Source organism: Bacillus cereus group sp. BfR-BA-01382 (genome assembly GCF_022663475.1).
GTDB classification, from domain to species: Bacteria; Bacillota; Bacilli; order Bacillales; family Bacillaceae_G; genus Bacillus_A; species Bacillus_A thuringiensis_S.
In genome coordinates this window covers 12,965-32,515 of record NZ_JAKUFQ010000059.1, presented here as the reverse complement: position 1 = coordinate 32,515, position 19,551 = coordinate 12,965, and the positions used below count along the sequence as shown (strand labels likewise).

Here is a 19,551-nt window from a genome sequence, read left to right as displayed (position 1 = left end):
ATACAGACTTTGTAAAAGTTGTATATTTTTAATAAAAGGCACCTCTGACGGGGCACCTTTTATTTTCACTCTATTGTACACCATACTGAATATAACTTGGATCGTAGTATATCCATTGATTTGTCCCTAAGCAAAGCCATCCATCTTGCTTACTCCATACTCGATACGATTCACCATGATGTAACTGTCTTATAACATTTCCTTTTAATGATGGAGCATCACGCAAATTTACATTATCACCAGTAATAGTCGCCACATAATGTTTATACTGAATATAACTCGGATCATTATATACCCACTGATTTGTCCCTAAACAAAGCCATCCATCTTGTTCTCCCCAAACTTCATATGTTTCGCCACGATTCAATTGGCGAATTACACTAGACTGCAAAGATGGTCCACTTCTCAAATTCACATTATCTCCATTAATTATAGCAACCCCGTACACTGGAGTTGCATTATTAGGCGGAGAAACATTCCCTCCACCACTTGCTCCATTCCCTTGTAAAGCTTCTAGTGAAACTGCAGCTGATACATCACAATTTCCTACACCTGAAATTTGTCCAGAATCTGTGTACTGCCATGCTGTCCACGCTGTCCATCCACCAGCATCAGCAGGCGGTGTACTCGAGTATTTAGCAATCCAAAGTGGAATATCACTTAATCCGCTAATTCCGAACTCATTAATATACCAAACTCCTGTATATAACATTACATCTTTTCCAGTAGCCTGTTTCACATAATTTATGAAGCTTCTTGCCCAATTCGATATAGCGCTACCAGTTAAATTACTATTACTCGGATCTTTTGGTGATTCTAAATCCAGAACTGGCATTAAGTCTGTCTGGTTACTTTGTAATATACTCACAAAATATTTCGCCTCTGAAATTGCATCATTTTGTTCTGGACGTGCAAAATGGTATGCACCAATTAATACATTCGCACTTCGGGCTGCTTGTACATTTTTAGTAAAAGTAGGATCAATGTAATTTACACCTTCTGTCGCTTTTGCATACGCTGCTGGAATTCCAGATGCCTTCACTGCATTCCAATCAATATTCCCTTCCCAATGAGACACATCAATTAACGTAACATTTGAACTCGATCTGTTTTGCATATAAAATCTCCTATTAATTTTTTTACTTCGTATACATACAATATGTACAAATTTCATAAGAGGACACGACATTTATGCTATAGAAACAAAGAGTAAATATATTTTGTATACAAAATAAAAAAGACCTTGTATTTACAAGGCCTTTTGCAAACTCCCTTTATTTTGTAACAAGTACATATTATAATACAAACCTTGCTCACTTAGTAATTCTTGATGTGTTCCTCTTTCTACTATCTCTCCATCATGCATCACAAAAATTTGATCTGCATCTTGAATTGTAGATAACCTATGCGCAATGGCTATCGTCGTTCTACCTTTTCGCATTTGTTGCAACGCTGTTTGAATAGCCTCTTCTGTTTCTGTATCGATATTAGCTGTTGCTTCATCTAATACTAATACTTTCGGATTCGTTGCTATCGTTCTAGCAAAAGCAATTAATTGTCGTTGACCGCTTGAAAATGCTGCACCTCTTTCTACTACTTCTGTTTCATACTGCTCTGGTAACTTTTCAATAAACGTATTCGCTTGCACAAATCGAGCAGCTTCTTTTACTTCTTCATCCGTAATTTCTTCATTATACATACGAATATTTTGCTTTACATTTCCAGCAAATAAAAATGCATCTTGCAATACGAGTCCTATTTTCTTTCTAATTTCTCGTTCTTCAAATTTTTCTAAATCTACACAGTCTATTACAATATTTCCCGACTTAATATTATAAAATCGCATTAACAAATTCATAATCGTACTTTTTCCGCTACCAGTATGCCCAACAAAAGCAACCGTTTGCCCTTGTTTCACGTGAAATGATACATTTTTTAAAACGTCACGCTTTCCATCATATGAAAAAGTAACATTTTTAAATTCAATATCTCCATCGACAACTTGAGGATTCTCATTGCCTTTTTGAACCGGTGCTAAATCTTTCTCGTCCATTAAATGAAATACACGTGATGACGAAACAAGTGCCTGTTGGAAAAAGGACAATTTCATCATCATCTCATTTACAGGTTGGAAGAAACGATGTATATAGTTAACAAAAGCATATAAAACTCCTACTTCAACAGGGCTCTTTAAAGCATCAATCCCAAATAAACCTAGTACTAACGCAATAGCTACAATATGTACTAAATCCGTAGCTGGTCGTAAAAGTAATGCGTCTAACTTCAAAGTACGTCGCCCTGCACTATAATGTTTATTATTCACTTCTTCAAACTCTTTTCTCATACGTTTTTCTTGTCTGAACACTTGAACAATATTCATTCCTTGTATGGACTCGTTCAATTTTGCATTTAACACGCTTAGTTGATTACGTACTTCTAAATAAAAAGCTGCACTTTTCCGGCGATATAATACCATAATCGCGAACATTATCGGAATTAATATGAGAGAAAATAACGCTAATTTTACATCTAATAAAAACATCGCTATTAAAATACCTACTAAAAAGACTACATTTTTCACAAATGTTGATAATACACTGACATAAAAATCTTTAATCGCTTCCGTATCATTCGTTATACGAGATACGAGCGTACCAATTGGCGTACGATCAAAGAAACTTAATGACAGCTTTTGAACATGTTCATATACTTCAACTCGCATATCTTGAACAATCTTAAAAGCAATGTTCTGAAAGTACAATAGATTTAAATACGTAAATAATACTTTTAATAAATGAGCAACTATGTAAATTACAAATAAAGTAACGAGTGCTGATCGTTCAAAATCCCGCGGTACTAGGTGTTCATCAAGGAATTGTTTAATTAAAAAAGGCCCCATCATTTCCGTTACTGTCGCACCAACTAAAAAGATAAATGCTAAAGATAGCAACCCTTTATATGGCTTCATATAAGAAAGCAATCTACTTAAATCACTTCGCTTCTTCTCTACCATCATACGCCTCCTTTCTCGACTAAAGCTTCTAATTGCTGGCTTTCATACATTTCCTTATACCAGCCGTTTTCCTTCATTAATTCCTCATGTGTACCTCTTTGTACAATTCTACCTTCATCAACAACAAGAATAAGATTAGCATGCTGAATTGCACTTAATCGGTGTGCAGTAATAATCGTCGTTTTCCCTGCTCTTTCCCTCTTTAAGGCACTTAAAATTGTCTCTTCTGTTTTTGCATCTACCGCTGATAAACAATCATCCAAAATTAAAATTTCAGCATTTGTTAATAAAGCACGAGCAATAGAGATTCGCTGTTTTTGACCACCAGATAACGAAACGCCTCTTTCCCCTACTACTGTTTCATATCCTTCTGAAAATTGGAGGATATCATTATGAATACAAGCAATCTCTGCAGCTTGGGTAATTTCATTATATGTAGCATCCGCCTTTCCAAAGGCAATATTCTCACCAATACTTGCTGAAAATAAAAAATGATCTTGCGGCACATATGAAATGGCAGAACGGACACCATGAAGTGTTAAATCTCGAATATCTCGCTCCCCAACTTTTAATTCACCATTAAAATGATCATACTCACGGATTAAACATTTTAATAAAGTCGTTTTCCCTGCACCTGTACGTCCTACAACTCCTAGCGTTTCGCCCTTCTTCAAATCAAAGTGAATATCGTTTAAATGTAACAGTTCATTTTTCTTATACGAAAATGAATCAATGGCAAATGAAACATTACCGCTCGCTATCGTATGTACAGCATTTTCTCTATTTACTACATCTGATTTTTGTGAAAGAATTTTTTCTACACGGTCATATGAAGCACGCCCACGCTCCATAATATTGAACAACCATCCAAACGCTAACATTGGCCAAACGAGGGTACCTAAATATGTCGTAAATGTAACGAGATCACCTACTGTTAATTCACCTCTTACAACTAATACCGATCCGTAACATACTGCAATTAAAAAAGAAAATCCAACGATAAGAGCGATTGTCGGATCAAATAACGAATCAATACGTGCAACTAACACATTTTTATGCACAACATCTTCTGATTTTTTTCGAAACGCCTGCAAATCTTCTTTCTCTTGTCCAAGCGATCGAATCACTTTCATTCCACTCATACTCTCTTGCACTTTATCATTAATTTCCGAAAACGATTGCTGTGCTTTATGAAACCTTTTATGTAATAACGTTCCATAATAATTTGTCGAAATGGCTACAATCGGCATCGGAATTAAACTTAACAATGTTAACTTCCAACTAATTGTAAAACCCATCGCTACGAGTACACATCCCCCAACAGCTAATGAATCAACAAGCGTTAAAACACCCGCTCCAGCAGTTTGCTGGATTGCTTGAATATCATTAGTCGCATGTGCCATTAAATCACCTGTTCGATTTGACTGATAGAAAGATGGACTCATCTTTGTAAAATGTTCATATAAATTTTTTCGTAATTGGCGAGCTAATTTTAACGAAGACCCGAAAATCATAATACGCCATATGTAACGCAATATGTACATCGTAATACCTACAATTACTAATAGTACAACCCATTTTAGTAACTTATCGGTCGTCAATGTTTCATCATTAATTTCATCTACAACGATTCCAATTACTTTTGGTGCTACGAGCTCTAAAAGTGCAACGCCAAATAATAAAATAATTCCGGTTATGTACGCTCGTTTTTCTTGTTTAAAAAACCACGCTAAATTCATAAACACTTTCATTTTTTTCCTCCTCCCTTAAAATGAGCGATGTTTTCAGTTTACCAAAAATACAGAATTTTTAAAAGTTTTAAAAACTGTAACTAACAAAAAGAAAGACACTCTTAGTGAGTGTCTTTTAGCGCTTATTTCATTTGTTGCTTGTTCATCGCGCTCATCATTTGATTGATTTTCTTTTGGGAAGGTTTTTGTCCCATTTGCATCATCATCATTTTTAACATTTGTTCGTTAATTGGTGGATTTTTTTGTAAGTAATTCATCATGTATTTGCGGGCAATGAAAAATCCTAACGCCACGCCTGCTACTAGTGCTACTACGCCCACTAGAATACCTAACCAAATTGGCATATATTTTCCTCCTTCATGTTGTCTACCTTACAGTGTACTAAAACCTTTTCAATAAGACAAGATACAATTCGACATTTTTTACACATATGTTCGTACTTGTTTTAGAGGATTCAGCCATCCGTACTTTGTATTTTCATAATCCATAGCTAAAAATGTTAATTCACACTTTCTTAACACCTCAAAGAAAGTCGTTTCCATAGAGACATTTCCAGAGGTATTCATACGAATATAGTGCGGTTTCACCATTATTTCACCGTACTCCGCTCCCGTATAAAGTGTATGTGTATGATGTGTTCTATCATATTTACCAAGAACGCGCAAAGCTTGTTCTAATTTATGATGAATTTTCATTACTTGCAATGGTTTCGTTATATACATCATTTGTTTATATAACACTTTTTTCTCCGAAAGGGACCCAGATTCTGAAAATCGAGCAAATAAATCAAAAAACAAATATTCACGACCAAAATAAGATTTCGCAATATCCTCTTGAATTAAATACAATTCATACGTTTTCATTTTTCCCCTCCCAATCTGGACAACCTTTTCCCTTCATTATATATAAGAAAATTTGCAATGATTGTCTGACTGCGGAGAGATAAAAAACTTTTTCTGTCGAAAAAACTCATTTACATAGAAAAATCTCTCCATGCCGGAGAGATTTTTCTGAAATCATTAAAGCATTTCTTTTACTTTACGAACAACGTTCTCTACAGTAAATCCATACTCTTCCATAATCTTCTCACCAGGAGCAGAAGCACCGAATGTATCGATACCTAACACATCTCCTTCAAGACCTACGTAACGGTGCCATCCGAATGTAGCACCCATTTCGATTGCGAAACGTTTTGTTACTGCTTTTGGTAATACAGATTCTTTGTACTCTGCAGGTTGAGCTTCAAAACGATCCATAGATGGCATGCTGACAACAGCTGCGTCAACGCCGTCCGCTGCTAATGCTTTTTGAGCTTCAACAGCTAGGCTTACTTCAGACCCAGTTGCAAGTAAGATAACATCAGCCGTTTCTTTCTTGCTTGCAGAAACTACATATGCACCTTTTGCTACTTTTTCATACGTATCATCTTTTGCACCTTCTAATGTTGGAAGGTCTTGACGAGTTAATACTAAAGCAGTTGGTTTGTTTGTAGATTCTAAAGCCAGTCTCCAAGCTGCAACAGATTCGTTACCATCAGCTGGACGGATAACAGAAACGTTCGGCATTGCACGAAGCGCTGCTAATTGTTCGACTGGTTCATGTGTTGGACCATCTTCACCAACAGCGATACTGTCATGTGTGAATACATACGTTACTGGCAATTGCATTAATGCTGCAAGGCGAATTGCTGGACGTAAGTAATCAGAGAATACGAAGAACGTACCACCGTAAGTTTTTAAACCGCCATGTAATGCAATACCGTTCATTGCTGCACCCATTGCGAACTCACGTACACCGTACCAAATGTTTTTACCGCTGTAATCGTCTCTTGTAAAGTCTTTTTCGTTATTCATGTATGTTTTGTTAGAACCAGCAAGGTCAGCAGATCCACCGAAGAATGATGGTACAGACTCTGCAATTGCATTAATTACAGCACCAGAAGAATTACGAGTTGCTGCTTTTGATCCTAATTCATAAGTTGGTAAGTTTTGCTCCCAACCTTCTGGAAGTTGACCGTTCATTGCTGCTTGGAATTCGTTTGCTAATTCTGGGTATGCTTGCGCATATTCACCTAGCATAGTGTTCCACTCTGCTTGCGTAGTTTCACCAACATCTTGTACTGTTTTACGGAAGTTGTCGTATACCTCTTCTGCTACGTGGAAGTCTTGTTCAGCAGTCCAAGCATATGCTTCTTTCGTTAATTTTGTTTCTTCTACACCAAGTGGAGAACCATGTGAAGCTGATTTTCCTGATTTGTTTGGAGAACCGAAACCAATTGTCGTTCTTACTTCAATTAGCGTTGGGCGTTTTTCGTCAGCTTTCGCTTCTTCAATTGCTTTCGCGATTGCTTCAATATCATTTCCATCCTCAACACGGATCACTTGCCATCCGTATGCTTTGTAACGATCTTCTACACTTTCAGAGAATGAACGATTTAAATCGCCATCTAATGAAATATCGTTTGAATCATAAAGCACAACAAGACGACCTAATTGTAAATGAGCAGCTAATGAAGATGCTTCAGCAGAAACGCCCTCCATTAAATCTCCATCACCACAAATAGCGTATGTATAATGATCTACTACATTATACGCATCACGGTTATATTTAGCAGCTAAATGTCTTTCAGCCATTGCCATACCTACAGCAGTTGCAATACCTTGTCCAAGTGGACCAGTCGTTGCATCTACACCAGCTGTATGACCGTACTCAGGATGTCCTGGAGTTTTGCTTCCCCATTGACGGAAGTTCTTTAAGTCATCCATTGTTACATCATAACCAGATAGATGAAGTAGGCTGTATAATAACATTGAACCATGACCTGCAGATAATACGAAACGATCACGGTTAAACCACGTTGGGTTATTTGGATTGTGTTTCATAAATTGAGTCCATAATGTATAAGCCATTGGTGCTGCACCCATTGGCATTCCTGGGTGACCAGAGTTTGCTTTTTCAATCGCATCGATGGATAATGTGCGAATCGTGTTGATAGAAAGTTGTTCGATTGAATGTGACATGCTATTCTTCCCTTCGCTTATATTAGTAAACGTTTTATACATTTATATGATAGCTTCCCACGCAAGATTATACAACATGTATCGACAAATATGTTGATATTTTTTTGATTTTTTATAAAAAAATCAATGTTTCCGGGAATGTATGGGCATTCAATATGACATACTTTTTCATTATTTTTATTTTAAAAAGAAAGAGAATTATCTGTATATTTATACAAATTTCTTCTATACTTACGTTTTTAAATACGTTTTTAAAAATATAAAAAGCATCTAACTTCGATGCTTTTCAAATAAGTTAAACAATCCGTTTGCGAATCGAACTTGAAATCAAATCAATTATAATTACCATTAAAATAATACCTAATAAAATAATCCCAACACGAGACCAATTCCGTGAACTCAGCGCAAAAATTAAAGGTGTACCAATCCCTCCTGCTCCGATAACCCCTAAAATCGCAGCGGATCGTACATTAATTTCAAATCTGTATAACGTATACGATAGAAAGTCTGGTAACACTTGTGGTAACACTGCATACCAAAGTATTTGAAAACGGTTTGCTCCTGTTGCTAGTAACGCTTCCGTCGGTCCTTTATCTATGTTTTCAATTCCTTCTGAATATAGTTTTCCTAACATTCCAATAGAATGTAATCCTAAGGCTAATACTCCTGCAAAAGAGCCTGGACCAACAGCTTTTATAAATAAAAGAGCCATAACTAATTCAGGAAACGTACGAACAAAACTAAGTACAAATTTTCCAGATCCTGAAGTTAATTTTCCACTACTCATATTCGTTGCCGCCCAAAAGGCAAACGGAACAGATAAAAATGCAGAAATAAATGTACCTAATATCGCAATTGCCAACGTATCAATTAATCCATGCAATAAATCTTCACCATCTGGCAAAGATACATACGACCAGTCTGGATTCAATACCCCTGTCATAATTGCTTTCGTGATTTCACCTGCTGTGTCCTTTATCCCTTCTAATGGTACTCCTGAAAAGGCCCAAACATAAACAAATGTAATTGCTATAAAAATAACCCAGCGATATACACTCAGTTTCTTCGGTTTTGGCACAATCATCGTCGTTCTATTCATTATAGTTTCTCCCGCAACAATGTACTAATGTAGTCAATTAACAAAACAACAATAAGGGTATAAATAATTATAGAAGCAGTTTGTTGATATTGTAAAAATCCAAGTGTACGATCATAATATAGTCCAATACCACCTGCTCCTACTAAACCTAGGACAGCCGCTGCACGTACATTCACCTCAAATGTATATAGTACATAGGAAACAAAGTGTGCTTTTACTTGTGGAATGACTCCATAAACAATCCATTGCACCTTAGTAGCCCCTACAGCTGTCATCGCTTCTAGTGGGCTAGGGTCAATTGATTCAATTGATTCATACAACAATTTCGCTACAAGTCCAATTGAAAAAAAAGTAAGAGCCAAAATACCTGGAAGTGGCCCAATTCCAAAAATCGCTACGAAAATAGCCGCCAATAATAAATCTGGTATCGTTCGTATAAAATTTAAAATCATTCGAGCTGGACTATATAAAAATGTGTTAGTAAACACATTACTTGCTGCAAACAATGCAAGTGGAATAGCTAAAATCGCTCCTAAGGTCGTCCCAATAATCGCCATACGTATTGTATCTAACATCGCTGTTGTAATAACTTGAAAATAACTCCAATCAGGTGGCACCATTTCTTTCAATAGATCTACCATATTTGGAAAACCGTCTACCAGTTTTGAAAATGATGCATCTACTTGTACACTACTACTCCACAGCATTAAAATAACTAAAATAAACGTTAACATATGTTTCAATTTACTCGGCGGCTTCGGTATTTCATTTGAATATATCGTCATGTCATTCATTTTACTGCCACCTCTAATAATTCGCTTTTCTGAGCAACGTCCCCATAAATTTCAGCAAATTTTTCATCCGTTGCTTCTTCTACTAAACCGTCAAAAACAATTTCACCTGCATGTAATCCGATAATGCGTGTCGCATATTGTCTAGCCAAATCAATAGAATGTAAATTTACAATTGTCGTGATTCCAAAATCTTCATTAATTTTTTTCAAATCATCTAGCACTTGCTTTGTCGTAAGTGGATCTAACGATGCAACAGGCTCATCTGCCAATATGATTTTTGCTTCTTGCGCCAATGCTCTAGCTATCGATACACGTTGCTGTTGTCCTCCTGATAATTCATCAGCACGTGCATATGCTTTTTCTAAAATATTCACTCTTTTTAATGCTTGAAATGCGAGCTCCACATCTTCTTTCGGAAACAAACCTAACGTTGTACGTAGTGTGGAATGATATCCAACACGACCAGCTAATACATTTTTTAATACTGTTGATCGCTTTACAAGGTTAAAACTTTGGAAGATCATACCGATATCCCGGCGCATACGCCTTAATCCTTTTCCTTTCGCAGAAGTAATAGACTCACCTTCAATAATGATTTCTCCTTCGGTAATCTCATGAAGACGATTTACGGATCTGAGAAGTGTAGATTTTCCGGCTCCGGATAATCCGACCATTACAATAAACTCACCTTTTTGAATCTTTAAATTTATATTATTCAATCCCTTTGTGCCATTCGGATACATTTTGGAAACATTTCGAAACTCTATCACACATCTTACCTACTTTCAATGTATTATCAATAACTAAAAAACGGCAAACTAACTGAAATCTCACACCTTCCAGCTAGCCGCCATTTCACTATGTATTATTGCGTCTTCACTGTCTTTCCATATTCACGAACAATATCAAATTTACTATCATCAGATTTAATATATCCTTCATGGGAATATACTTCTTTAATGATTTTACGGCCTTCCTCATTTTTTCCAATTTCAATGAAAGCATCTTGTAATTTCTTACTCCACTCTGCATCTAAATCCGAGCGTACAGAAATTGTATCGTTCGGAATTTTCTCAGTAAATTTCACTATTTTCGTTTGATCAAATATATTCGGATAATCTTTTTTTACAATATTACGAGCATCTTGGAATACAACAGCTGCATCTACATCACCATTTAAAAGTGCAATAAGTGACTGATCATGGCCTTTTAATGTAACAGGTTTCACATCCTTTAGCGGATCAATTCCCTCTTTTAATAGAACAGCTGCAGGCCATACATATCCTGCTGATGATGTTACATCTTGATAACCAATTTTTTTACCTTTTAAATCTTTTACACTATTTATATTAGAGTCTTTTTTAACAACAAACTCAGATTTATAATAGTCTACTAAATCTTTTGTAGGAGCTCCTGTTTCATCCTCTACTCCAAAACGTTGTGCTTGCAAAATTACATTAGCAGCCTTCTTTTCATGTGCTAACACGTACGCTGTTGGCGGTAAAAACCCTACATCTACTTGTTTAGATGCCATCGCTTCTACAATTGTATTGTAGTTAGTTGAAATACTAACTTTTACCGGAATATTTAATTTATCGCTTAATAGCTTTTCCAATGGTTTTGCCTTCGCCTCTAGCGTATCCGCATTTTGAGAAGGAACAAATTGAACATTTAAGGTCTTTGGTACATAACCTTTTTTCGTATCTTCATTTTTACTTGCACTTGATTCTTTCGCTCCGCAGCCACTTAATAATCCCGCCGCTAGTACAACTGTTGTACTCATTGCAAAAACTTTTTTCAACATATTAATGCCTCCATTTTTCTTGTTATGAAATAAGCTTCCGTAAACATGAAGAAATATATCACATATTTTGATGCACAATTTGTTATTTACAGAATCTTTACACATTCTATACATTCACATCAAAATTCACTTCACATATTTGATATGATGAATTGGAAGATAACAATAGAAAAGGTGAGTCATATTGGAACAAAATCAAACTGTAACTTTAAACATCTTATTAACAAGCGATATACATGGCACTGTTTATCCCATTTACTACCAAGATAACTCCCCGGCAGAACTTGGTTTAGCTAAAATTTCTACTCTTATAAAAAAAGAACGTTCCCAAAATACAAACGTTCTTTTAATTGATAATGGTGACTTCATTCAAGGAACACCATTTACTTATCATTATGTTACATACGAAAAAAACAAAAAAAACCCAATGTCCTTATTAGCGAATTACCTACAGTATGATGCTGCAGTTATCGGCAATCATGAATTTAATTACGGGATGGACATATTAAATAATGCTGTGACTACTGCGAACTTCCCGTACCTATCAGCAAACATTTTAGATAAAAACATAAAGAAACCCTATTTCGGAAAACCTTATATAATCAAACAGATTGAATCAAATATAAAAATTGCTATTTTAGGGGTAACAACACATTACATCCCAAATTGGGAACAGGCCCATCATATTAAAGATTTACTATTTGAAGATGCATTAGAGACTACAAAAAAATGGGTTTCTTATATTCACGAACACGAGAAACCAGATTTATTAGTCGTAGCCTATCACGGTGGATTTGAAAGTGATTTACAAACCGGGGAACCGACTGAAGTGTTAACAGGTGAAAACCAAGGATATGCAATGTGCCAGGAAATTGAAGGCATAGATCTTTTACTAACAGGTCATCAACACCGAGACATTTCTCACACAATGGCTAACGGTGTAACAATTTTACAGACCGGATGCAATGGACACTCAGTTGGAAAAGTAAAAGTAACATTCGAAAAAATGAAACATAAATGGGTGAAAAAAGAGAGTTCTTCTGAATTATTATCTGTACAAGGGGTTGCAGCGGACCAAGATGTACTTTCATTGGTAGCCGATTACGAAGAGAAAACACAAAAGTGGCTTGATCAACCTATTGGAATTATTGAGGGGGACATGCAAATTTCAGATGCTATGCAAACTCGTTTGCATGATCATCCTTTTATCGAGTTCATAAATAAAATACAGATGGATATAGCTAATGTATCAATTTCTTGTACAAGTTTGTTCCATAATACATCTCCAGGCTTCCCAGAACATGTAACAATGCGTGACATCGTTTCTAATTATATTTATCCAAACACATTAAAAGTAATTAGAATAACTGGAGCAGATATAAAAGATGCTCTTGAACTCTCTGCTTCTTATTTCACATTAAAAACAGATGGATCCATCATCGTAAGCCCTACCTACATAGAACCAAAGCCACAACATTATAATTATGATATGTGGGAAGGGATTTCATATGTATTAAACATTTCAAAACCAATTGGTGAAAGAGTAGAATCTTTACAGCATAAAAGTGCTCCTCTTAATATGAATGACGAATATGACGTTGTAATGAATAATTATCGTGCAAGTGGCGGGGGAAATTTCTTTATGTTTCAAAACAAACCGATAGTAAAAGATATACCCACTGATATGTCTGAACTTATCGCTAATTATATATTGGAACATAGAACGATAGAAGCAACCGTTAATAACAACTGGAAAGTTATTAAATAAGGATTTTTACAAATAAAAAAGATGGGCTTCGCCCATCTTTTAATTTAATTTTGCATTATCTTGCTTTTTTAAAGCTTTTAATTTCGTCGGTGTAACATCTGTACCTTCTTCGTTAACAACTTTAATACCTTTAAGTTCGTTTAACATATTTTGACGAAATCCTTTTAAATATTGTTCACGTAGCGATTGACGCTCACGTTGCTCTTCTTCAGTTAAACCTTCAGCTTTTGCTTTTTTCGCTAAGAAGTTAATGCGTTCAACGAGTTCGTGATTAATCATCTCGAATCCCCCTTCTAATCAAAACTGATTATTATCATACAATAGTTACTCTTCTTTATCAAGCAATTGCTTCGTATACTCTACATATCTACGATGTACAGTCGCCTTTGAAACATTATGACCAAATCCACGTAGTGTTGCTGCAATTTCTTCAAACGTGAGTTCACTTTTTCGCAAACGTACAATTTCCTCAATTGGCACTTCTTTTTTCTCTCTTCCTACACTTAAATGACGATTTTTTAAATTATTTTCTGGACGATAACCTTTTTCTACTGCACGTTGCATACCTCGTTTAATTTTCAAGTTATGAATCTTCCTTTGATATTCTTCAACAATACCAATAATATCTAATACCATCGAATCAGAATCCGACAATTGTAATTCACCATTATGTGTATGTGTATATACTTTTATGCCTTCTTTATGTAAACAATGCATTAATGCAATCTTCGCATTCCCTCTACCAAGGCGCGTTTCATCTTGTATAAGTAACACATCAATTTGTTCGTCCCGAATTGTATCTAACACCTCTAATATACCGTCACGTTCAATTGTATACCCACTAGCCTGCTCTTCAATCACCTTAGTAACATTCATTTGATAGCGCTCAGCTAAATGCAATAATTCATCTTTTTGACGTAATAATGATGTTTCTTGCGCTTCTTTCGTTGTACTCACACGTGCATAAATAATTGCATTCATTTTGAACCCCTCTTTCTCCCTATCATTTCCCTATAGTGTAACATAAATCTGCCATTTGTTCGAACTTATGTTTGTAGAATGTTTTTTCACATGTTATACTTATTAATAAGAAAAATGAAAGAAAACGAGGTGTTAGAAAACATGGAAAAGTTAACGAAACGCCAGCAAGACATTCTCGACTTTATTAAGCTAAAAGTACAAGAAAAAGGATATCCACCTTCCGTACGTGAAATTGGTCAAGCAGTCGGCCTCGCTTCTAGTTCTACAGTGCACGGACATTTATCACGATTAGAAGAAAAAGGATACATTCGACGCGATCCAACAAAACCACGTGCCATTGAAATTTTAGGCGAAGACCGAATGGATACGGAAACACAATCTGTTATTCAAGTTCCAATTGTCGGAAAAGTTACTGCTGGTTTACCAATTACAGCGGTCGAAAGCGTAGAGGAACATTTCCCACTTCCAGCTAGCATTGTTTCCGGAGCAGACCAAGTGTTCATGTTACGTATTTCTGGAGATAGTATGATTGAAGCTGGTATTTTCGATGGAGATTTAGTTGTTGTTCGCCAACAACAGTCTGCATATAATGGTGAAATTGTAGTCGCTTTAACAGAAGATAACGAAGCAACTGTTAAACGTTTCTATAAAGAAAAAGACCATTTCCGTCTACAACCAGAAAACTCTTCATTAGAACCTATCATTTTAAAACAAGTGTCAGTTATCGGGAAAGTAATTGGCGTATATCGTGATTTACATTAAAAATAACAAAAAGAAGATAATTACCTTATTTATATACGGTAATTATCTTCTTTTTGTATTTTGATAGATTTCCATGCACTCTATTTCTTATTAACGAGTTTCAATCGTGACATCTCCAGCAGCCGTTTTACCGCTAATCTTTTTACTACCATTTCCAATTGTTACGTTATTATTTTCTTCATTAAAAATTGTTACATCTCCGGCAGCACTTTGCCCAGTAATTACCGCATCTTGTGGTTTTTCCGATAAAGTAATATCTATATCTCCCGCAGTTGAACTTGCTTCTAGATTATACTTAGAATCATGATCTTGAATATTTATTTCCCCACTTGTTGTTTTTGCGGTCACTTTCCCTATTACTTTTTTAAAGTTCACCTCACCAGCTTTTGTAGATCCCTCCACATTCTTAGACGTTACTTGTTTCAGCTCTACTTCTCCAGCAAGTGTTCTAACACTTACACTATCACTTTTCACATCACTCATTTCGATTTGTCCAGCAGATGAATTTACTTTTACATCTTGATAAGAGCGTTCGGGCACAAGGAGAGTCAATTTAGACGTTTGGAACCTAAAATCGTAAAAAGAAAAATCAAATGAAGCACCTTTTTCTCTTTCCCCAATAATTTTTAATGTGTCACCATCTTCTGCAATACGAATCACTTGTTTACGTACATCTCCTGATTGCTTTACATAAAAAGAAGAGTCAGGAGATTTTTGGATAACAATATCTCCGGCATCTAACTTAACTTCTATATTTTTTAATGTTTCGTTTTTAATTACATCTTCTTTATCGCCTTTTTCAGCAGTTTGTACTGCTTTTTCATATGTTTGGGAAATTCCTATTACTCCAATAATGATACAAGCGATAGCGATTAAAAATAGTTTTTTCATCATTTACTCTCCTTTTATCATTTTGAAGTTCCATATTACGTATCGTACACACAATCTCTTAAACCACTTTGTACTATAAAAAGCGATAATACATAACAACAAACCTACTCCAACAAACGTTATACTAACGAAAAGATCCAACCATATAAAAGTACCCATAAATACTTTTCCAATAACGAAAAATGGTGTTACTACACTAGCAATACCACCAATCCAAAAAGAAAATATAAAAGCAATAATTGCGACTAACGGGCCTAACACAATAATAAAATTAAACAAACTAAGTCCAATCGCTGCCATAACAGCTCTTGTCACATTTGAAGTCGATGGATTTTTTTTCATTTCATCGAAGCGATACATCGCAAGTAATTCTTTTGCGATTACTTTCGGAGAACCAAGGCCCTGTATTATTTCTGATTCAGTTTTCCCCTCTTCTAGTCCAAACTGAAAGTGCTCTTCATAATCCAATAAAATATCTTGCCTCTCTTCCTCTGGTAACTTTCTAAGATAACTTGATAATTCTTTAAGAAACCCTTCTTTACTCATCCCATTCCACCCCTTCAATAATTTCTTGTACCCCTTTCGCAAAATCACGCCATTCTGTTACTAACAAATGAAATTGCGTCTCCCCTTGTTCTGTTAATTGATAATATTTACGAGGTGGCCCTTCCGTAGATTCCTTTAAATACGTTTGAAAATACCCTTCTTTCGTCAAACGACGTAACAAAGGGTATACTGACCCTTCCGATATTAAAAATTTATTAGAGATTTGCTGAACAAGTTCATAACCGTAACTATCTTTACGTTTTACAAGTGCTAATACACAAAGTTCAAGCACACCTTTTTTAAACTGAACGTTCAAGTGCCATCCTCCTTCCCTATCTCAGTACTGTTCAATACACGGTACCTGATTTATCCATAATATACCACTTAGTATTATTTATTGCAAGGTACTAAGCTATATTTATTCCCTAAATTTAGAAAGCGAACTAACGAATCCCTGAATAAGACTGTGTTATAACTAAGCATCCTTCAAGGTTTCATTTCATTTACATTAAATATTAGACTTCATTCACTCTTTCCTCTTGAAGAATCCACCACAACCTTATTCACTATAGCTAATGAGAAAAAGCCCCAATACTTATCGGTATTAGGGCTTTTTCTCATTATTATATATTAATTGAATTTCTATTTGAGAACCTACATACGCGACAAATAATTTAATATCATATTTTATTTCTCATCCCCGTTTCCCAATATTTTTTGCTTAACATCTGATAAATCCTTTGACAACGAACTAAATGCTTTTGCTTGTTCTTCAATGACCTGTTGATTTTTTTCAATAACTTTTTGATATTGTTCTTCGCGCTGTTCATTCTTTTTTTGCGTAGTAAACAGCATCCACACAAATAAAGCTGCGAATGCTCCTTGTTGAATCATTGAATTGAAGATTTGTTCTTCCATCGTTCTCATCTCCTTTTCAAAAATTAAAAAGAATCACACGAGTGACCCTACTCTAATATCCTTATCTCACATTAAAATGTTCTTCTTTTACCCATGTATTTTGTCCAATATCGATATAACCATCTTTTCTTGCAAAAATCCCATATGGATAAGATCCATCTACATTTCCTTTATAATTTCCATTTGGACCATCATATGTGTTAATACCATAACCTGCTGGATATTTTGAATAAGCATGGAACCACTCTACTTCAAAGTGTTCTTCTTTTGCCCATGCTTCCCAACCTAGGCACAACATATTTTCATTCCCACCATACCAAGCAGCATCTATAATTAAATATGGCATTTTTGTATTAATGACATGACCTGTGAACCAGGCATCTTTTCCAGGGCCACTATATAAATTGATACCCGATCCTTCTAGGTATTTAGACGTTGCGATACCTAGCCCTTTTGGTTGTAGTGGTTTATTAGAAGGATCTGTTGTACCACCACCGTCTCCTTTTCCTAAGTAATCTAATGGATTCACAGCATTACTCTTATTAACGTTCCAAGACCCTTTATGCAATTCAAAATGTAGATGTTGACCAGTAACTTCTCCCGTGCTACCCATAACTCCAATAGTTTGTCCTTGCGTAACATAATCACCTTCTTTCACCGTTCGAGAACCGCTACGCATATGAGCATATACTGTTTCCCATGTACCCCCATCAATAGTGTGCACAATCATAATACATTCACCATAACTAGATGAAACATAAGAACGACTAACTCGTCCGCTAGCCGCTGCATAAATCGGATGATAACCCGATTCAGCCAGATCTATCCCATGATGATCTGGTCTACTCCCCCTAAAACCACTTGTTACTCTCGTTGTATCGGTTGGATAAATAAATTTCGCCATAATAATCTTCCTTCCTATTTATAAGTGATATAAAAAGGCACTTAAAAAAGCACCCTTTCATAACATTTTTTCTTTATATTTAAATTTAATATTTATAATCGCAGAATAAGAAACCCTTTGTTATTACCTTACATTAAAATGTTCTTCTTTTACCCATGTATTTTGTCCAATATCGATATAGCCATCTTTTCTCGCAAAAACGCCATATGGATAAGATCCATCTACATTTCCTTTATAATTTCCATTTGGACCATCATATGTGTTAATACCATAACCTGCTGGATATTTTGAATAAGCATGGAACCACTCTACTTCAAAGTGTTCTTCTTTCGCCCATGCTTCCCAACCTAGGCACAACATATTTTCATTCCCACCATACCAAGCAGCATCTATAATTAAATATGGCATTTTTGTATTAATGACATGACCTGTGAACCAAGCATCTTTTCCAGGGCCACTATATAAATTGATACCCGATCCTTCTGGGTATTTAGACGTTGCGATTCCTAGTCCTTTTGGTTGTAACGGTTTATTGTCACCACCATCAGTTCCTCCGTTAAAATCAACATATTGCTTAACAATTTCAGAGTAGAAGAAATTCCCCCCATTTTTATATCGATAACCACCATTGTAGGCAACAGCGATAGGGTGACTATATTTCACCATAGCACCAGTTGTATTTCCGAGTGATGGAGCAACAACTGTTTTAGAATACAAATCTGCTACCGGTAATGAATGCTGTTTATTGTTAGAAGCTAACCAGCGAAGGTAAGCTCGTCCAAAATTATACGATTGAACAATGGCACTTAAATCTGTAATACCATTTTTCTTTGCATCATCAAAAGCTCCCTTTAAATGCTTTACTCCGTAATAAATTGAATCCTTAGGATTTTTAATTGTATTCATTGGCCAACCTTGTGATTCACTGGACTGCATAATATCGGGGGTTGTTTCAGAGTTCCCTCCACTTTCCACCATAATAATTCCAAGTACGTAAGGAACTAACTCAGGTACTCCTTGTGCGGAACATTCACTTTCTACCATTGATTGCCAACGTAACACTTGTTGTGGCAAATTCTTTGTTTTGACTGAAGCAGCTAATAAATTCATCATTAAACATCTCCTTATTTGCTATTATTTTCGCCTGTAAACCTACTACTTTACTAAATATAACCGGAAGCCAAATGCCCATTTATCTATAAAATCACTTCATGTTACTCACCTTCTTTCACAACAAAAAGAGCAACCATAAAAATAGTTGCCCTTTCGTCGAAATCTTATATTACTACTATAAATCACT

The 19,551-nt window shown here is 35.6% G+C and carries 20 protein-coding genes; 2 read left to right on the top strand and 18 right to left on the bottom strand.

Translation table 11 applies throughout. The features are described 5' to 3' along the window. Positions 1-70: 70 nt before the first annotated feature. From MR160_RS21085 to MR160_RS21040, 10 genes are all read right to left on the bottom strand, one after another. Entirely contained in the window at positions 71-1,117 is a 1,047-nt protein-coding gene (locus MR160_RS21085) for a GH25 family lysozyme (protein ID WP_001181414.1), read from the bottom strand. Between the two features lie 132 nt (positions 1,118-1,249). Continuing rightward, positions 1,250-3,013, bottom strand: coding sequence for an ABC transporter ATP-binding protein (locus tag MR160_RS21080; RefSeq protein WP_000229515.1), 1,764 nt, complete (start codon positions 3,011-3,013; stop codon positions 1,250-1,252). Further along, positions 3,013-4,764: an ABC transporter ATP-binding protein gene (locus MR160_RS21075; protein ID WP_000862447.1), complete on the bottom strand. Its 1,752-nt coding sequence runs from the start codon at positions 4,762-4,764 to the stop codon at positions 3,013-3,015. The genes MR160_RS21080 and MR160_RS21075 overlap by 1 nt, the downstream gene beginning before the upstream one ends. Positions 4,765-4,886: 122 nt before the next feature. Further along, positions 4,887-5,108, bottom strand: coding sequence for a YneF family protein (locus tag MR160_RS21070; RefSeq protein ID WP_001123317.1), 222 nt, complete (start codon positions 5,106-5,108; stop codon positions 4,887-4,889). Positions 5,109-5,186: 78 nt separating this feature from the next. Continuing rightward, the gene (gene sirA, locus MR160_RS21065; protein ID WP_000860652.1) at positions 5,187-5,627 is read right to left on the bottom strand and encodes a sporulation inhibitor of replication protein SirA; all 441 of its coding nucleotides are present in this window, start codon (positions 5,625-5,627) and stop codon (positions 5,187-5,189) included. Positions 5,628-5,783: 156 nt separating this feature from the next. Continuing rightward, positions 5,784-7,784 carry a transketolase gene (gene tkt / locus MR160_RS21060; RefSeq protein WP_000019774.1) on the bottom strand — a complete coding sequence of 667 codons (2,001 nt, stop codon included), beginning with the start codon at positions 7,782-7,784 and terminating at the stop codon, positions 5,784-5,786. 295 nt (positions 7,785-8,079) lie between these two features. Next, positions 8,080-8,883 (bottom strand): phosphonate ABC transporter, permease protein PhnE, encoded by an 804-nt coding sequence (gene phnE, locus MR160_RS21055; RefSeq protein WP_001082385.1) that lies wholly within the window; start codon positions 8,881-8,883, stop codon positions 8,080-8,082. Next, positions 8,883-9,677: a phosphonate ABC transporter, permease protein PhnE gene (gene phnE / locus MR160_RS21050; protein WP_000999244.1), complete on the bottom strand. Its 795-nt coding sequence runs from the start codon at positions 9,675-9,677 to the stop codon at positions 8,883-8,885. The genes phnE (MR160_RS21055) and phnE (MR160_RS21050) overlap by 1 nt, the downstream gene beginning before the upstream one ends. After that, positions 9,674-10,447, bottom strand: coding sequence for a phosphonate ABC transporter ATP-binding protein (gene phnC / locus MR160_RS21045; protein ID WP_000569232.1), 774 nt, complete (start codon positions 10,445-10,447; stop codon positions 9,674-9,676). Before phnC ends, phnE (MR160_RS21050) begins: the two co-directional genes overlap by 4 nt. Positions 10,448-10,542: 95 nt before the next feature. Next, on the bottom strand, positions 10,543-11,481 hold the full coding sequence (locus tag MR160_RS21040; protein ID WP_000915042.1) for a phosphate/phosphite/phosphonate ABC transporter substrate-binding protein: 939 nt from the start codon (positions 11,479-11,481) through the stop codon (positions 10,543-10,545). 184 nt (positions 11,482-11,665) lie between these two features. Here MR160_RS21040 and MR160_RS21035 point away from each other — a divergent pair, with 184 nt between their 5' ends. Next, on the top strand, positions 11,666-13,249 hold the full coding sequence (locus tag MR160_RS21035; protein ID WP_000437463.1) for a bifunctional metallophosphatase/5'-nucleotidase: 1,584 nt from the start codon (positions 11,666-11,668) through the stop codon (positions 13,247-13,249). Between the two features lie 39 nt (positions 13,250-13,288). Here the strand turns inward: MR160_RS21035 and MR160_RS21030 are convergent, their stop codons facing one another. Then, on the bottom strand, positions 13,289-13,528 hold the full coding sequence (locus MR160_RS21030; RefSeq protein ID WP_000607015.1) for a DUF896 domain-containing protein: 240 nt from the start codon (positions 13,526-13,528) through the stop codon (positions 13,289-13,291). 45 nt (positions 13,529-13,573) lie between these two features. Then, positions 13,574-14,230: a YneB family resolvase-like protein gene (locus MR160_RS21025; RefSeq protein WP_000991471.1), complete on the bottom strand. Its 657-nt coding sequence runs from the start codon at positions 14,228-14,230 to the stop codon at positions 13,574-13,576. 141 nt (positions 14,231-14,371) lie between these two features. Between MR160_RS21025 and lexA the strand changes: the two genes are divergently transcribed. Next, a complete protein-coding gene (gene lexA, locus MR160_RS21020; protein WP_000413739.1) occupies positions 14,372-14,992 on the top strand; it encodes a transcriptional repressor LexA in 621 nt (206 codons plus the stop codon). Between the two features lie 90 nt (positions 14,993-15,082). Here the strand turns inward: lexA and MR160_RS21015 are convergent, their stop codons facing one another. From MR160_RS21015 to MR160_RS20990, 6 genes are all read right to left on the bottom strand, one after another. Then, entirely contained in the window at positions 15,083-15,886 is an 804-nt protein-coding gene (locus MR160_RS21015) for a DUF4097 family beta strand repeat-containing protein (RefSeq protein WP_000976234.1), read from the bottom strand. After that, the gene (locus MR160_RS21010) at positions 15,887-16,429 is read right to left on the bottom strand and encodes a DUF1700 domain-containing protein (RefSeq protein WP_000031383.1); all 543 of its coding nucleotides are present in this window, start codon (positions 16,427-16,429) and stop codon (positions 15,887-15,889) included. Continuing rightward, positions 16,422-16,745 (bottom strand): PadR family transcriptional regulator, encoded by a 324-nt coding sequence (locus tag MR160_RS21005; RefSeq protein ID WP_001102628.1) that lies wholly within the window; start codon positions 16,743-16,745, stop codon positions 16,422-16,424. The genes MR160_RS21010 and MR160_RS21005 overlap by 8 nt, the downstream gene beginning before the upstream one ends. A gap of 371 nt (positions 16,746-17,116) precedes the next feature. Further along, on the bottom strand, positions 17,117-17,347 hold the full coding sequence (locus tag MR160_RS21000) for a BhlA/UviB family holin-like peptide (RefSeq protein WP_000392443.1): 231 nt from the start codon (positions 17,345-17,347) through the stop codon (positions 17,117-17,119). A 61-nt stretch (positions 17,348-17,408) separates the two neighbouring features. Further along, on the bottom strand, positions 17,409-18,251 hold the full coding sequence (locus MR160_RS20995; protein ID WP_242297990.1) for a M23 family metallopeptidase: 843 nt from the start codon (positions 18,249-18,251) through the stop codon (positions 17,409-17,411). 123 nt (positions 18,252-18,374) lie between these two features. Continuing rightward, positions 18,375-19,361, bottom strand: a complete 987-nt coding sequence (locus tag MR160_RS20990; RefSeq protein ID WP_033668930.1) for a lysozyme family protein — start codon at positions 19,359-19,361, stop codon at positions 18,375-18,377. Positions 19,362-19,551 lie beyond the last annotated feature (190 nt).

Bases quoted from the DNA above. Each gene is read 5' to 3' on its own strand.
- MR160_RS21085 (WP_001181414.1), bottom strand. From the start codon at position 1,117: ATGCAAAACAGATCGAGTTCAAATGTTACGTTAATTGATGTGTCTCAT.
- MR160_RS21080 (WP_000229515.1), bottom strand. From the start codon at position 3,013: ATGGTAGAGAAGAAGCGAAGTGATTTAAGTAGATTGCTTTCTTATATG.
- MR160_RS21075 (WP_000862447.1), bottom strand. From the start codon at position 4,764: ATGAAAGTGTTTATGAATTTAGCGTGGTTTTTTAAACAAGAAAAACGA.
- MR160_RS21070 (WP_001123317.1), bottom strand. From the start codon at position 5,108: ATGCCAATTTGGTTAGGTATTCTAGTGGGCGTAGTAGCACTAGTAGCA.
- sirA (WP_000860652.1), bottom strand. From the start codon at position 5,627: ATGAAAACGTATGAATTGTATTTAATTCAAGAGGATATTGCGAAATCT.
- tkt (WP_000019774.1), bottom strand. From the start codon at position 7,784: ATGTCACATTCAATCGAACAACTTTCTATCAACACGATTCGCACATTA.
- phnE (WP_001082385.1), bottom strand. From the start codon at position 8,883: ATGAATAGAACGACGATGATTGTGCCAAAACCGAAGAAACTGAGTGTA.
- phnE (WP_000999244.1), bottom strand. From the start codon at position 9,677: ATGAATGACATGACGATATATTCAAATGAAATACCGAAGCCGCCGAGT.
- MR160_RS21040 (WP_000915042.1), bottom strand. From the start codon at position 11,481: ATGTTGAAAAAAGTTTTTGCAATGAGTACAACAGTTGTACTAGCGGCG.
- MR160_RS21030 (WP_000607015.1), bottom strand. From the start codon at position 13,528: ATGATTAATCACGAACTCGTTGAACGCATTAACTTCTTAGCGAAAAAA.
- MR160_RS21025 (WP_000991471.1), bottom strand. From the start codon at position 14,230: ATGAATGCAATTATTTATGCACGTGTGAGTACAACGAAAGAAGCGCAA.
- lexA (WP_000413739.1), top strand. From the start codon at position 14,372: ATGGAAAAGTTAACGAAACGCCAGCAAGACATTCTCGACTTTATTAAG.
- MR160_RS21015 (WP_000976234.1), bottom strand. From the start codon at position 15,886: ATGATGAAAAAACTATTTTTAATCGCTATCGCTTGTATCATTATTGGA.
- MR160_RS21010 (WP_000031383.1), bottom strand. From the start codon at position 16,429: ATGAGTAAAGAAGGGTTTCTTAAAGAATTATCAAGTTATCTTAGAAAG.
- MR160_RS21000 (WP_000392443.1), bottom strand. From the start codon at position 17,347: ATGGAAGAACAAATCTTCAATTCAATGATTCAACAAGGAGCATTCGCA.
- MR160_RS20995 (WP_242297990.1), bottom strand. From the start codon at position 18,251: ATGGCGAAATTTATTTATCCAACCGATACAACGAGAGTAACAAGTGGT.
- MR160_RS20990 (WP_033668930.1), bottom strand. From the start codon at position 19,361: ATGAATTTATTAGCTGCTTCAGTCAAAACAAAGAATTTGCCACAACAA.